The 15,127-nt window shown below is 35.3% G+C and carries 12 protein-coding genes; all 12 read right to left on the bottom strand.

The window, feature by feature from the left end:
- Nucleotides 1-399, bottom strand: coding sequence for a Fur family transcriptional regulator (locus Q5O73_RS00605; RefSeq protein WP_021953714.1), 399 nt, complete (start codon nt 397-399; stop codon nt 1-3).
- Nucleotides 400-480: 81 nt separating this feature from the next.
- Nucleotides 481-1,296: a Cof-type HAD-IIB family hydrolase gene (locus Q5O73_RS00600; RefSeq protein WP_302668805.1), complete on the bottom strand. Its 816-nt coding sequence runs from the start codon at nt 1,294-1,296 to the stop codon at nt 481-483.
- A 478-nt stretch (nt 1,297-1,774) separates the two neighbouring features.
- Nucleotides 1,775-3,508 carry a proline--tRNA ligase gene (locus Q5O73_RS00595; protein WP_302668804.1) on the bottom strand — a complete coding sequence of 578 codons (1,734 nt, stop codon included), beginning with the start codon at nt 3,506-3,508 and terminating at the stop codon, nt 1,775-1,777.
- Nucleotides 3,509-3,628: 120 nt separating this feature from the next.
- Nucleotides 3,629-4,447: a fibronectin type III domain-containing protein gene (locus tag Q5O73_RS00590; RefSeq protein ID WP_302668803.1), complete on the bottom strand. Its 819-nt coding sequence runs from the start codon at nt 4,445-4,447 to the stop codon at nt 3,629-3,631.
- A 175-nt stretch (nt 4,448-4,622) separates the two neighbouring features.
- The gene (locus Q5O73_RS00585) at nt 4,623-6,314 is read right to left on the bottom strand and encodes a S8 family peptidase (protein ID WP_118589131.1); all 1,692 of its coding nucleotides are present in this window, start codon (nt 6,312-6,314) and stop codon (nt 4,623-4,625) included.
- Nucleotides 6,315-6,669: 355 nt separating this feature from the next.
- Nucleotides 6,670-8,109: an ATP-dependent Clp protease ATP-binding subunit ClpX gene (gene clpX / locus Q5O73_RS00580; RefSeq protein ID WP_302668802.1), complete on the bottom strand. Its 1,440-nt coding sequence runs from the start codon at nt 8,107-8,109 to the stop codon at nt 6,670-6,672.
- 155 nt (nt 8,110-8,264) lie between these two features.
- Nucleotides 8,265-9,833 (bottom strand): S1C family serine protease, encoded by a 1,569-nt coding sequence (locus Q5O73_RS00575; RefSeq protein WP_302629246.1) that lies wholly within the window; start codon nt 9,831-9,833, stop codon nt 8,265-8,267.
- Between the two features lie 148 nt (nt 9,834-9,981).
- Nucleotides 9,982-11,304 carry an LCP family protein gene (locus tag Q5O73_RS00570; RefSeq protein WP_302668801.1) on the bottom strand — a complete coding sequence of 441 codons (1,323 nt, stop codon included), beginning with the start codon at nt 11,302-11,304 and terminating at the stop codon, nt 9,982-9,984.
- A 23-nt stretch (nt 11,305-11,327) separates the two neighbouring features.
- Complete coding sequence (gene galE / locus Q5O73_RS00565; RefSeq protein ID WP_118589135.1) at nt 11,328-12,344, bottom strand: UDP-glucose 4-epimerase GalE; 1,017 nt, start codon at nt 12,342-12,344, stop codon at nt 11,328-11,330.
- A gap of 37 nt (nt 12,345-12,381) precedes the next feature.
- Nucleotides 12,382-13,683: a YbbR-like domain-containing protein gene (locus tag Q5O73_RS00560; RefSeq protein WP_302668800.1), complete on the bottom strand. Its 1,302-nt coding sequence runs from the start codon at nt 13,681-13,683 to the stop codon at nt 12,382-12,384.
- Nucleotides 13,613-14,497 (bottom strand): diadenylate cyclase CdaA, encoded by an 885-nt coding sequence (cdaA, locus tag Q5O73_RS00555; protein ID WP_302668799.1) that lies wholly within the window; start codon nt 14,495-14,497, stop codon nt 13,613-13,615. The genes Q5O73_RS00560 and cdaA overlap by 71 nt, the downstream gene beginning before the upstream one ends.
- Nucleotides 14,498-14,536: 39 nt before the next feature.
- Nucleotides 14,537-15,037, bottom strand: coding sequence for a hypothetical protein (locus Q5O73_RS00550; protein WP_302668798.1), 501 nt, complete (start codon nt 15,035-15,037; stop codon nt 14,537-14,539).
- Nucleotides 15,038-15,127: the final 90 nt, after the last annotated feature.

The raw sequence follows: 15,127 nt of genomic DNA, 5'->3' as shown, positions 1-15,127 counted from the left end.
TTATTTTGAACATTTACTGCATTTTCCATAAAAAACCGTTCTTTTAGGATTAATACTGAAATGATGATCCACACTTACATGGTTGTATAGCTCTGCTAAATGATGGCACTCCATCTTTTCTACCTGTCCACATTCCTCGCATTCAATGTAGAATCCGTCCTCAGCCTCGTTTGCAATGTATCTGTAACATGCTCCCGTCTGCTTTTCCACATTAATTCGTGCCACAATTCCATCCTGTTCCATTTTCTCTAAATGGCGGTAAATAGTTGTAAGACCTACAGAATAGTTATTATTTTTAAGATATTTTTCAATTTCACTAACAGTAACATAACTGTCTTTATTTAATTCAAGGCATTCCCTTATAGCTGCCTGTTGCTTTGTTTTATATTTTCCTGCCACAATAGTACCTCTTTTCAAATTTGAAAATCATTTTCATTTTCACCCATTGTACTATTGCAGACAGGAATTGTCAAATAAACTTTATTCACTTAACAAATATTTTTCAATTGCTTCGCCACAGCCGTTATGGTCGCAGTCCCTTACCGTAACATCACATATTTTCTTAACATTATCATTAGCATTTCCCATGGCTACCGCAAGTCCTGCCTTGCTTAACACATCTAAGTCATTATCTGCATCTCCTACAGATATAACCTCACTTAAATCTATGCCTAAATAGTCACATAACTTAGCTAAACCGGTTCCCTTGGTAGTTCCTGCAGCTGAAATTTCAAGAGATGTTTTTTCCGCATTTACCATAACAAAGTTTTCTTTTTCCAGTTTTTTTCTTGTTTTTTCACGATCTTCCTGAAATGCATGATATAAATTAAGCTTTAATACATCTACCTTATTTTTTATGGAATACTCTGCAATATTATCTACAGGTGTTGCTACCTTTTCAAATAAGGGCTTGTACGCTCCCATTCCATAATATTCCATATTCTCCATCTGACCTTTTTGAACTAATGATTTTTCTGATAAGACATGTGGCAAAACATCCACTCCTTCTATGGCATCAAATATTATATCCACCTGATTTTCAGGTATTTTGTTTATATAAATCTCTTTTTTCTCTTTTAAATCATATACTAAAGCTCCACTTATGCCGATAATATATCTCAGGTCTTTTATCTGTTCAATATATTCCTGTAATTCCGGTATGCATCTTCCTGTACATAAAACCACTTCCTTACCGGCATTAAATGCTTTGTTTATTGCCTCTAAAGTTGCCTTTGAAATTTTCTTTTGTGAATTTAACAACGTTCCATCCATATCCAATGCAATCATTTTGTACATATTTTATTTCTCCTTTTGTCTTATTTCTTCTTATTATTTCTTATTGTAACAATTATTTTACAATATAAACACTAAATTTTCACGTTTTATGGTTATTATTTAACTTGTAAATAACTTATAGGGAATTTATAGGGAATTATTAGGGAAGTTATTTACTCATTGTTTTTAATTTTTTTATTTTTTTATGAGACTATTTTTAGTCTCCTCTCCTTTTATTATGTATATTGTGAGAGAGGAATGTTAAGTTTTTTAGTTTTTCTCGCTTATCATTCCATTCCCCATTTTTAGGGAATTGAACGTATTGGTCGTGTTAATACGTTCAGACATATGGCAGGTCCCTCCTGTCATATGTTTTCATTAATGGTGACTTGGGTAGGCGCCACGCCTACCCATTTATCATTTTACGGAACTCTAAAAAATAAAAAGAGTGCAATGCAGGACTATCCCCCGCATTGCACCCTTTTTATTATATATTACTTTATTTTACCTTTTCATAAATACTGTCGGTAAGCTGCTTTATAACATTATCAACTTCCTGCTCAATTTCATTCATTGGTACCTTCTTCTGAATACTCTTATCTCTTGTAGATAATTCCACAACACTTTCCTTTAAGTTTCTTGGACTTACAACTACACGTACAGGAACACCTAAAAGGTCTGCATCTGCAAACATTGCTCCCGGTCTTGCCTTTCTATCATCATAAATAACTTCAATTCCCTTATTCTGTAATGTATTGTATAAATTATCAGCAAATTCCTTACACTCAGCATCATCTGAACGTAAGCAGCAAAGATGTACCTGCCATGGAGCAATTGTAATAGGCCAGATTGGACCATAATCATCATGACGTACTTCACATATGGAAGCTGCCATACGTCCCACACCAATGCCGTAACATCCCATAATAGGGTACTGCTCTTCACCGTTTTCATCAGTATACTTAAATCCCATAGCCTTTGAATATTTAGTTCCCAGCTGGAATATATTTCCTACTTCAATACCTCTTGAAATTGTAATATGAGGCTTTCCGCACTGAGGACAAATGCCACCTTCCACAATCTTTGCAAGGTCAAAATATTTAGCATCAGGACAATCTCTTTCAACATTAAATCCTGTGTAATGGGTATCCACCTTGTTTGCTCCTGTTACAAGATAATCTATATCCTTAAGAGAATTATCAAAAAGAACCGTTACCTTTTCATTAATACCTACAGGTCCGATAAATCCTGCTGTAAGGACGTTGTCGTCTTCAATAACTGCCGGATGAATTTCACATCCAAGAGCATTAGTCAGCTTTGTTTCATTAATATCTAAATCACCACGGATAAATGCTACAACATAGCTGTCATCGGCATTTCTCTGATATACAACTGCTTTTGCCGTATTCTCTGCAGGAATATGTAAGAACTCACAAAGTTCTTCTATTGTTCCTGTTCCCGGTGTTGCCACCTCTTTTAATTCCTCTTTAGCTATTGTATTTTCATTTTTAACAATGCTTGGAGCAGCCTCAACGTTGGCACTGTAGCCACACTCAGGACAAATAGCTATTGAATCCTCTCCTGCTGCTGTAAGAAGCATATACTCATGAGAAATACTTCCACCCATCATACCTGAATCAGACTTAACTACTGCTACTTCCGGTATTCCGCATCTTGCAAAGATACGATTGTATGCATCATAGCATCTCTGATAATACTGCTCTAAATCCTCCTGAGATGTATGGAATGAATAAGCATCCTTCATGGTAAACTCACGTACACGGATAAGTCCTGCACGAGGTCTTGCCTCATCACGGAATTTAGTCTGAATCTGGTAAATCATAAATGGATATTTAGCATAACTGTTAGCATATTCACGAACTAACTGAACTGATGCCTCCTCGTGAGTCATTCCCAATACCATCTTGCTTCCTGTTCTGTCTGTAAATCTTAATAATTCAGAACCAACACTTTCGTATCTGCCTGACTCTTCCCAAAGACTTCCCGGAAGTGTTACAGGGAACAATACTTCCTGTCCGTCAATTTTATCCATTTCATCCCTGATAATATTCTCTATTTTCTGTGAAATTCTCTTCATTGGGGGGAACTGTGAGTAAATACCATTTGCCACATTCTTGATATATCCTCCTCTTACCATTAATGCATGGCTGTCAATAAGACAGTTTGCCGGTCTTTCTTTAAATCTGTCCCCAACAAGTTTTGATAATTTCATCTTTCTTTCTCCTATGATATTTATTTTTAGTATAACAACACTAACTAAATTATTTTAATACAGTTTATAAAAAAAATCTATACTCTTTCGGAACTTTCTTTTCGTTATGCCCTATATTTTTCAGCCTCCTTCATAGCAAAGATAAACTAACCTATAGTTCTGCTTAACACTTTTCACCACGTAAACCTCCATATGTCCCCTTATTACTATTCCCTGATTATCCTCTTCATTTTCAAATACCTTTACCGTATTGAAAAAGTCTTGACTCTTTATTATGTTCTTTTTCTTCAAATTCCACCAATCTATCTCCTCTACAGCCGCATCATAAATGCTATAACTGCTGTTTTTCGAATTTTGAATGAGTTTATCTGTTTTGGCAAAATCAGTCTCACTTAACTGTATTTTTGCAAATATCCTGCATCCTTTATAACTCTTCCCATTAAACTCATATTTTTCTTCACAAGTCTTATAATTTATAACTTTTGCATTTAAGGACAGTTTTAAATTGTATTTTGAATTAATAAGATTTATGACATCTATACTGCTAGAATTTAATGTTACTTTTTTTATATTACTCCACTTTCCTTTCACTTTTCCCTTTATTCCTCTTATTCTGAAATAATAATTTCTATTATTTTTTAATTTATATACTTTGCAACTTCTACGTTTTTTTACTGTTTTAATTATTGATTTTTTCATGTTCTTATTTGTAGAATATTGTATTTGATATTTATTAGTTTTGGCTATTTTTTTCCACCCTAACTTAATTGTATTCTTATTTACAATATTTACATACTGTATCTTTCCTTTTGATACTTTATCTTTTGTTTTTTGTGTTGCATAAACGGATTTTCCATTAAATCCCGTTACCAGCATTGTCATTACAAGAAGCCATATGGATATCTTTTCTAATGCTTTTTTGTTTACTCCGTGTTTCATAAATTTTTTCCTCCCATTTAATTGTTTTCATTTTATAAAATAAACGCACCAAACCTCTATTCTGACTTCAGAAGTTTGATGCGCTATGTTCTCTAATCATGTATTTTTCATCCGCCCTACATTTGATTTTAGTATATTATGTTATAAACTTTTTTTCAACATATTTTCCATAATGTCATGTTCTTGTAATAATAAGAAAGCTGTTATATACATTTATTTCTCCATACCCCCATATTGGGCTTGGATATTCCACATCCCGCTCTCTTTTTGCACCTCTTATAAGATAATTTTTAATATAATTAGTTCTCATATAAGGCTCGTTTCCCTGAACATATCCCCACTGAAGCATTTGGGCGCAGCATCCTGCCGTAAGTGCTGCCCCAATGGATGTACCTGATTTTCCGGTAAAACCTCCTGTGGTATTTGGTGCATATACACTAACAGCCGGTGCCACTATATCCGGCTTAATCCGGTTATCCCTTGTAAATCCCCGTCCTGAAGGAGGATATATTGAATTACTTTGATTATCAAAACCACCTACGGTAATTATATTCTGGGCACTTGAAGGCACTGTCAGGGTTCCTTCCGGTTCCGGCTTTAAGAAAAATATATTCTCCGTAAATTGATTGAGATTTCCCCAGATATTGTAAGCTCCGTTTAATATGTTATTTCCGTATACCCTTATAACCCATATGCCTTCCGAGGGATTGATAAACCTTAAAAAAACAAGTTCCTCTCCTGTCCCGGACTCCACTAATCTGTAATCTACTTCTACGGTAGTTCCGTCAAGAAGGAAATTAACAGTCTGACCATAATTTTTTCTTGCAGGTATTCTTGGAATGCTTTCTCCTAAAGGTGATATTAAAGATACGGAAAACACGTCAGGAGTATTTCCCCATAGTTCAAGAGCAAAGCCTTTGGTATCTGCACCTACCCTAAACTCCACATCCTCCGACATTCCATCTCCTAATCTTCCCTGATAATGAAGTCTTGCATTTGCCTCATTTCCACTACATACCACAACACAGTTTCCTATTATCTGCCCCATTTTCCCTAAAAGCTGGGCTAAAGGTGAACCTCCCGTTCTGCTTCCGTTTCCCGTTCCAACTCCCAAAACAATTACCAGAGGTCTGCTATACCTCATTCGTAAATCCATTAAATATGAAACTGCCAGCATAATATCGTTTTCCTGATAGGCATCCACCCCATCCTTTATAAAAAAATGGTCCCGTAAATATTGTTTTGCAGGTTTTAATTTCACCACGGCTATGGATGCGTCAGGTGCGCTTCCCACAAAATCCCTTTGTCTGTCATAGCCACCGCATGCCACTCCGGCCATTATTGTGCCATGACCATTTTCATCTCTGTGAGGTACTACACTATATGGGTTAGTGTCCCCTAAAGCCCTGTTTATATCTACTGCCGTATACAGGCTTCCATAATCAAAACCATCCGGAATATTTCCTGAACTGTCACTTTGATCCCATATTTCCAGTATCCTGGTTTGTCCTGTGGAATTTTTGAAAATACTGTTGGTGTAATCTATACCTGTGTCAATAAAACCAACAATTACATCTCTTCCTGTAAGTTCAAACCCTGTCTGATTTTGAAGCCTTATGGCTCCTGTGGCTGCTACTGCCGTGGTATCCATTAATCCGAATAATTTGGGAATGGAACTGTAAGAATAATTTCTAAGACCGATTTCCCTTATTCTGTCTAAACGCTCATAGGCACATACATACCGGTAATTTATCAGCTGCGGACAATACTCACTGTACTTCTGACGGATGATTTCCGGATTTTCAGCAATTTCCCAGATAAAATCCCCATACTCCTCTGATGTAATTATATCCTGACATTCAGGCATGGTTTCACCTGCTTTTTTTAACAGCCTATGTTAAAAAATTCAATATTATGATATAAGCATAAAAATTATAAATTGCCACTGTTTTTTCCACAAATAAGCAATTTATACTTTTTAACTGCCTGTGGAACATCCTGTAACCGCCGTTGCTGCAAGAGCCATGGCTACTAATAATGCTAATGCTTTCTTTCTCATATCAATCATCTCACTCTCTTTTTAATTTAAAATAAGTATAGATGACTAACCTTAATTAAACTTAAAATTATTTGATATAAATTTAAATATATTTTAAGGGCAAATCTGTTTTATAACAAATCTGCCCTTAGTTTATATAGCATTCAATTTTGGTTTACATAATTTATTCTATGCAATTCTGCCCTCTCATTCCTATAATTGGACCACCTGTTCCGTTAATGTATTCCTTAGTAATTTTTACAGTTCCAATATGGTCATCCTTTGGAATCTCATACATAATATCTAACATAAATTCCTCAATAATTGCACGAAGGGCTCTTGCTCCGGTTTTCTTTTCAATGGCTTTTCCGGCAATTGTTTTAAGGGCATCCTCAGTAAATTCCAGCTTTACCTCGTCTAACTCTAAAAGCTTCTGATACTGCTTAATTATGGCATTTTTAGGATCAGTAAGTATTTTTACCAGCATCTCCTCTGTTAAGCCCTCTAATGTAAATACAATAGGAAGTCTTCCTAAAAATTCCGGTATCATTCCAAACTTTCTTAAGTCATCTCCCGTAACATTTTTTATAATGTTTTTGTCATTATCGTATTTATCTGACAAATCACTCATAAAGCCAATTGCAGCCTGTTTATTTAATCTTTCCTTAATTATGTCCTCTAATCCCGGGAAAGCTCCGCCACATATAAAGAGAATATTCTTGGTATTAACTGTAGCTAAAGGAACCATTGCATTTTTGCTTGTTGCTCCCACAGGAACCTCAACTTCACTTCCTTCTAAAAGCTTAAGCATTCCCTGCTGAACTGATTCACCGCTTACATCCCTGCTTCTTGAGGTGTCTTTTTTTGCAATCTTGTCAATTTCGTCAATAAATACAATACCTGTTTCAGCTTTTTCCACATCATTATCTGCTGCTGCAAGTAATTTTGAAATTACACTTTCAATGTCATCTCCTATATAACCTGCTTCAGTTAAGGATGTAGCGTCTGTTATGGCAAGAGGAACATCCAATAATTTTGCCAGTGTTTTTACAAGGTATGTTTTACCACAGCCTGTAGGCCCAATCATCAGCATATTAGACTTTTCAATTTCTATTTCATCCATTGTATTTGTTGCCACACGCTTGTAATGATTATATACAGCCACTGACATTACCTTTTTGGCATATTCCTGTCCAATTACATAATCATCTAATTTTTCCTTTATAATATGTGGTGCCGGAATTTTATTTATATCAATAACCGGTTCTGTCTTTTCACCATCAGCTTTTTTCTTTTTAATCTTCTGCTTATGAGGTACATTTCGTATAAAATCCTCCGGATTCATCATATGTACCCCCGGCATATTTAAAAGATTCTTTAATTCCTCTTCGCTGATATTTACATTCATACCAACGTTTTGAAAGTTGTTAAAACTCTTTTGCAGACAATCTGTACACACGCATATCCCACCGGGCATATCTATCATTTTTCCCGCCTTACTTTCAGGTCTTCTGCATACGTAACAGATTTTTTCGTAATCATCTTCTTTATTATCTTTAGATGTTTCATTTGAATTAACATCTTTTAACTCTTCTTTTTCTAATTCGTCCTTGTTGTCACTCATACCTGCCTCCTGTTCTCTGATTTCTTTTGTCACAGTGGTAAGTTTATCACATATCACAAAAAACGTAAATAATCGGGTAAGACTGAACTTACCCGATTATAAGGAAATTTATTAATTAATGAAGAAATATTATAATCTATTTCTCATGATGGGGGCTAATTTTGTGTATTAGAAGCACCTACGTCACTGGCACTGGCAAGAGTTACTGTTACTGTTTTTTCCTTGTACTCTCTTCCGTCTGCATAGGCAATCTTCACTTTAACCTTTTCTCCTGATTTGTAATATGCCATTACACTCTTTAATGTATCATAAGATGTAATCTGCTGGTCATCAAAGGCTGTTATAATATCTCCTGCCTGAATACCTGCCTTGTCTGCCGGGCCATTCTTTACAGTCTCGTAAACATATACACCTGTTGGCATTCCATATGCCTCTGAAACATCTGATGTAACATCATATTTGCTGCTGATTCCTAACCAGCCCCGTTCATCTTCACTTACCTTTGTTCTGGTCTGCTTAGTCTCTAAGTTGTTGATAATATCCTTAACTGATGTAATAGGAATTGCAAATCCCATTCCTTCAACACTACTTGAAGTGCTAGAACCGTTAGAAGAATATTTAGCAACATTAATACCGATTACTTCACCTTTTGAGTTAAGTAATGCACCACCACTGTTACCACCATTTATGGCTGCATCTGTCTGAAGAAGTTTCATTTTCTTTTCTTCTATTGTAACTTCTCTGTCTTTTGCACTAATAATACCTGTCGTAACTGACTGTCCATATCCTAATGCATTACCAATGGCAATTACACCTTCACCTACTGTAACTGAATCTGAATCACCTAATGTAGCTTTCCTTATTGTATCTAATGTTTTGCTTGGAATATCTTTTAATTTAACTGCAACAACAGCCACATCTGCATTGGCATCTGTTCCTTTTGTATATCCGTCTACTGCTTCACTTGCTTCCATTCCGTCAAACTGAATTTTTAAGCTGTCAGCACCTTCAACTACATGGTTGTTAGTAACTATTAATAACTCTGTATCTGTCTGGTCAACAATAATTCCTGAACCGGCAGCTTCCTGCTCGTATGTCTGTTTTCTATTGTTACCGCCACCGAAATAATAATCATATATTGAATCATAACTGTTTGACTCAATTAATGTTTTGCTGGTAATGGCTACTACTGATGGCATTGTGTTATCTACAACTCCTGAAACATCTGTTACTGTAACTGCTCCTGATGAACTTGAGCCTGATTTGTTTGTGTTAGTAGAACCAATATCATTGTATGTTTCACCTTCTTTGGTTTCACCCTGTGATAATATACTGTCAATAGTAGATTTTCCATTTTTACTGTTACTGTTTGCTACTGCAAATATTCCCATTATACATGAAACACCTACAAGAACTGTAACAGCCGCCACTGCAATTACAACCGGTAGCTTATTTTTTTTCTTTTTGTCACCATTGTTTCCATTATTCTGATAATTTCCATTGTAGTTACCATTGTTATAATTACTGTTATAGTTGTTACTGTAATTGTTATTATAATTGTTGTAACTGTTCTGAGAATTGTCTCCCTGGGAATAATAGGTATTCTCATATTCTTTGTTTTCTGAGTTTTCTGTGTTACCTGTGTCATTTACCTGCTGTTCATTTTGTGTCTGATTCTCCTCCGGATTTGTGTCAAATCCATTTGTATTTTCATTGTCTAACATGATTCCTACTCCTTTCGACAAATTCTTTTTGATTTATTTTATAACTAGAGTTTACAATTTAGTTGTGATTATTCTGTGTTTTAACTGTTAAAAACCTAAGAATTAAAATGCCGGCACACCTTTTAAGTATGTCGGCACTTTATCCTATTTAATAGAAATCACTTTGTCCTTTGTCATCGTAATCATAATCTGTATTATCAACTGTTGCCGTGGTTTCTTCATTAGAGATAGTCTTTCCTGATTCAATTGGATTGTAACCATCTGAACCGGATGTAACTCCTGTATAACCTGCTACATAATTTTCAACTGCCACTACATTATCGGTAGGCTGATAGTTTTCTTCACCATATAAGAACTTGTGAAGTTCCGATACATTGTTCGACAAACCTCTTGCAACTACATAGCTTGTACCATCATAGGTTCCTGTAGTAAGCTGTGACGGAAATCCCTGACTTCCATTTAATTTAAAATCAAATATAACAGGTATCAGATTTACTATCTCATCAAAGGTAAAACTGGTTGAAATTATTCTGTCTCCTGCCTTATCGTCATTCATTACTGTCTGCACCATAGACTGGAGTTCCGTAATTCCTGCACTTTTTGCCTTTTCAACTAATTTCATCATAACTGAACGTTGTCTTGCAGCACGTCCAAAATCATCTGACACTCTATCCCCTGTATCCGGATCATAAAATGTCGCTTTTCTTATTCTACAGTATGTTGTAGCCTGTAATCCGTTAAGCTTTATATTTTTGCCGCTTTTCTTTACCGGGGTAGCATATTTACCCATGGCATTTGCTGTTCCCAGTAAATGGAAATTAAGCTGTGACAACTCATCATCTGTTAAATTGACTGTTATTCCGCCTAACTTGTCTATGATTTCTGCAACTCCTGCGAAATTAACCGTAACGTAATCCTGAATGTCCAAGTCTAAATTCTTATTTAAAGTATTTATTGCTGCTTCAGGTCCTCCTGCTGCATATGCTGAATTAACCTTAAAATACTTGTTCAGGTTTCCATCTGCATCATATATTCCCAACATGGTGTCTCTGTAAATTGATACCATTTTCACTTCACCTGTTGTGTTATGAATATTTACTACCAAAATGGAATCACTGTTAGAAGCCTCCACTTCACCCTCTCTTGAATCTACACCAAATAAAACGAAGGTGGTGTATTCCTGAGAATAGTTGTACTTAAGTTCATTGGTCTTTAACTTAGTATTATCAAAGTTTGAGTCAAAAACACTGTGTACATATGCTTCACTTCCAAACCAGGAAATAATTTTCTGACCTATAGGTGTTGTTGCCATTCCCTTTATAATTTCAGCCTTCACATTAGGTACAAATAGAATTACCATTGCCGCAATAAGTATTATTCCAAAAATCACCTCAAAAGTTGTAGCAATTCTCTTCCATATTTTAATTGTTTTCAACTGTTTTTCCGGTGTTTTATTTTTATTAGAACTCATGGTCATCTCCCATCATATTTTACTTATTTGTATCCATTAGGATTTTTCTGCTGCCAGTTCCATGAATCTTCACACATTTCCTTAATTCCGTTTTTAGCAACCCATCCTAATTCTTCTTTTGCCAATGTAGGATCAGCATAACATTCAGCAATATCTCCTGCTCTTCTGTCTGTAATTACATATGGAATTTCTTTTCCAACAGCTTTACTTACATTATTAATAACATCAAGTACACTGTATCCGATTCCTGTGCCAAGGTTGTAAACCTTTACTCCCGGATTTTCTTCTATCTTCTTTATTGCCTTAACATGACCTTCTGCTAAGTCTACAACGTGAATGTAATCTCTTACACCTGTTCCATCCGGTGTCGGATAATCGTTGCCAAATACATTTACATGTGGAAGCTGTCCAATGGCAACCTTCATAACATATGGCATAAGGTTGTTTGGAATACCATTAGGATCTTCCCCCATTAATCCGCTCTTATGAGCTCCAATCGGATTAAAGTAACGAAGTAAAATAACATTCCATTCTTTATCTGCAAACTGAATGTCTGTTAAAATCTGCTCTAACATTGACTTTGTCCATCCATAAGGGTTAGTACACTGTCCCTTAGGGAACTTTTCAGTAATTGGAACTGATTCAGGATCTCCATATACTGTAGCTGAAGAACTGAAAATAATGTTTTTAACATTGTGCTGTCTCATTACATCGCACATTTCCAATGTTCCTGATATATTGTTTTTATAATATTCTAAAGGTTTCTGAACTGATTCTCCAACAGCCTTAAGTCCTGCAAAGTGAATTACTGAAAAAATATCATTTTCTTCAAACACCTTTGCCATAGCTTCTCTGTCAGCTATATCATTTTCATAAAACTTTACTTTCTTTCCTGTTATCTGTTCAACCCTGTTCAATGCTTCTTTTGATGAATTGCTAAGGTTATCTACAACTACTACGTCATAGCCTGAATTTAATAACTCAACACATGTATGACTTCCAATATAACCTGCTCCACCTGTTACTAAAATAGTGCTCATTTTTTTCCTCCTGCATAATACTTAATGTCTTATGACATTATTTCTTTTTGGAAATTTTCACCCTGACCCTTACATCATTAACTAATGTAGCGCCATCAGGCAAGGTAACTGAAACATTTACGGTTTCTGTTCCTTCTTTATAATTATTTAAATTAATACTTGCGCCAATGTCATTTAAAGTGATTTTCTTAATAACATCATCTTTTCCCTGAAGTTCAACGTTAATGTTTTTACTTACAAATGCCACTTCATAGGAATTGTTTAATCCGTCTATGGCTATTTTGTCTGTATTAATGGTAAACTTCTTAGACACAAGTTTATTAATTTTAATAACAACGCTTATTACATCCATTTCTCCCTGACCTATATCTGTGCCTTCCGGAAGATATTTTCTTATATTTATCTTCTCCACAGTGTCAGTAGTCTTCCCGGATATATTAATAGTATCACTTATAACCAGTTTTTCAACTGTGTCTAAAACCTCTTTTTTCCCTATCAGGGTAATATTTTCCGGTGATACCGTTACTTTTCCTACATGATATCCTGTCTCAGGAGTTCCAACTGAAGGTGTTTCTATTGGAACCTGCTTTTCATTAAGAATGGTAACTGAAACACTTACTCTCTTAGATGAAAGTTTTATTTTATCAGACTTTAATATATTATCATGCTTGTCATATACATATAATCTGCTTTTTGTTGTAAAGTCCTCATTTTCTCCGTCAATGTCACATCTTGCTACAACACGGTCAATCTTGTCTAGTAATGACTCCGGTGCCTTCACAGTAACCATATTCTTTGAAAGAGTATAGCCACCTGCAACATATCCTTCTTCAGGACTTCCATTATACTCAACAGATACACTGTATTTCTGCTTTTTAACCTGCTCTATGCTGACTTCCAACGTCTGTTTTGACTGCTTCTCAATTGTAATTTTTCTTCCTATATAGTTTTGCACTGCTGATACCTGAACAGGTATTGCATTAACCTTTGATAACTCCTTAAGGGAAGCTGTTGCCGTAAAGTCTTCTGCTGATAACTTACTTACAACTGAACGTTTTCCGGATACTGTAATGTTTACGGTAGCATTCTTGTCGGAATCATATACCATATTCATATCAGTAATTACTTCCTCATGAGTTACGTTAATAGGAATGTTATATATTATCACTGTCTTTTCAGGATCACTTATATTTACAATCATAAGCCAGATTAATGCAGCAATAACAACCGCAATAACCTTTATACCTACGTTGTTTGTAAGGGATGCCTTAATTTTCATCATGGCTTTTTTCATTGCGGTTCCTTCCTTTCCATATTTTTTTCTTTGTTTTAACTTCATCCTTCGCCTGGGCTTTTGTAAGTTCATTCTTCAAAATAGCCGCATCTGCATATCGGATAAGTTTCCCGTCTTTTGCTATGGAAATACTTCCCGTTTCCTCTGATACAATTATTATAATACTGTCTGTAAGCTCACTTAAACCAAGACCTGCCCTATGTCTTGTGCCTAATTCCTTACTAAGAGATGTACTGTCTGACAACGGTATATAACATGTTGCCGCAACAATTTCATCTCCTTCTATTATAACTGCACCGTCATGAAGAGGAGTATTTTTTTCAAATATATTAATAAGAAGCTGACTGGTAATTTTGGCATCAAGCCTGATTCCCGTTTCAATGTACTGTCCTAAGTCATGTTCCTGGGTAATTACCATTAATGCTCCTGTCTTCGCCTTTGCCATTTCAAGGGTAGCCCTTGTTATTTCTTCCACTGACTTATCGCTAAAACGTTCATTTTCCAAAGTATTTCCCAATTTAAATACATTAAACAAAACGTTCTTTTTTCCTAATTCCTCAAGGGCTCTTCTAAGCTCAGGCTGGAAAATAATAACCAAAGCGATAATTCCGACACTTAACGTCTTATCTATAATCCATAAAAGAGTAGTCAGGTGAAAAACCGATGCCACAACCATGAATAATACAAGCACAAGTATCCCTCTAAGTAAAATCCATGCTCTGCTTTTTTTGAACCATAATATAATGTAGTAAATCAAAACTGCAATAACAATTATTTCCACGATATCGCTGGCATAAATGTCAGGTATTGTCAAATATTTGTCTACAAAATTCTGAATATAACTTAATACTGCACTCATCACCCTGTACTCCTTTCTCTATATTTCAATAATCAACTGTTATCTTCTCTTTGGCTGAACCTTTCTCTTTCTTTGAGCGTTAATACGCTTAACATTCATCTCCGGAGCTGTTACGTTTATTTTTGGAACAGCTTTTACATAATAATAATACTCATCATCCTCAAACTGGGTATGTTCTGTCCTTGAATAATCCACTGAAAACAGGAAGAACTGCAATATAAATGCAAGGAGTATGGATATTATCGTCCCTATAATAATCCAAAATATTGAACTTTTTGTGTTCAACATAATACTTCCCACCAAAGTAATTACAAAGTCTACTATGGCTCCTGTAATAATTGCCACCGCCCAGGCATTGTTAATTGTTGCCCTTCTTATTATATACACCACCATTATGGTAATGGCTGATGCAATAACTGCCAACATCATTGCCTTATTATTACTCATCATATTAATAATGGCATTTATGCTAGCTGATCCTATAGTACCATCCGATGAATTAGTTATAACTGTAGCATTATTGCTGATTACATCTATCATATAGTATAATACCGTTCCAAATGCTACCGATACAATAGATACCGGAGAACATATAAGTCCCACTGCTATAGGAACCACAAATGGTATTTT

Source organism: Eubacterium sp. AF15-50 (assembly GCF_934835595.1).
Taxonomy (GTDB): Bacteria; Bacillota; Clostridia; order Lachnospirales; family Lachnospiraceae; genus Eubacterium_G; species Eubacterium_G segne.
The sequence above is the reverse complement of the archived record's forward strand: the minus strand, read 5'-3'. Positions and strand labels throughout refer to the sequence as shown.

Excerpts from the sequence above, each read along its gene's own strand:
- Q5O73_RS00550 (WP_302668798.1), bottom strand. The coding sequence starts at position 15,037 with ATGATAGATGTAATCAGCAATAATGCTACAGTTATAACTAATTCATCG.
- Q5O73_RS00590 (WP_302668803.1), bottom strand. The coding sequence starts at position 4,447 with ATGAAACACGGAGTAAACAAAAAAGCATTAGAAAAGATATCCATATGG.
- Q5O73_RS00595 (WP_302668804.1), bottom strand. The coding sequence starts at position 3,508 with ATGAAATTATCAAAACTTGTTGGGGACAGATTTAAAGAAAGACCGGCA.
- Q5O73_RS00560 (WP_302668800.1), bottom strand. The coding sequence starts at position 13,683 with ATGAAGTTAAAACAAAGAAAAAAATATGGAAAGGAAGGAACCGCAATG.
- galE (WP_118589135.1), bottom strand. The coding sequence starts at position 12,344 with ATGAGCACTATTTTAGTAACAGGTGGAGCAGGTTATATTGGAAGTCAT.
- Q5O73_RS00585 (WP_118589131.1), bottom strand. The coding sequence starts at position 6,314 with ATGCCTGAATGTCAGGATATAATTACATCAGAGGAGTATGGGGATTTT.
- clpX (WP_302668802.1), bottom strand. The coding sequence starts at position 8,109 with ATGAGTGACAACAAGGACGAATTAGAAAAAGAAGAGTTAAAAGATGTT.
- Q5O73_RS00600 (WP_302668805.1), bottom strand. The coding sequence starts at position 1,296 with ATGTACAAAATGATTGCATTGGATATGGATGGAACGTTGTTAAATTCA.
- Q5O73_RS00575 (WP_302629246.1), bottom strand. The coding sequence starts at position 9,833 with ATGTTAGACAATGAAAATACAAATGGATTTGACACAAATCCGGAGGAG.
- cdaA (WP_302668799.1), bottom strand. The coding sequence starts at position 14,497 with ATGAGTGCAGTATTAAGTTATATTCAGAATTTTGTAGACAAATATTTG.
- Q5O73_RS00570 (WP_302668801.1), bottom strand. The coding sequence starts at position 11,304 with ATGAGTTCTAATAAAAATAAAACACCGGAAAAACAGTTGAAAACAATT.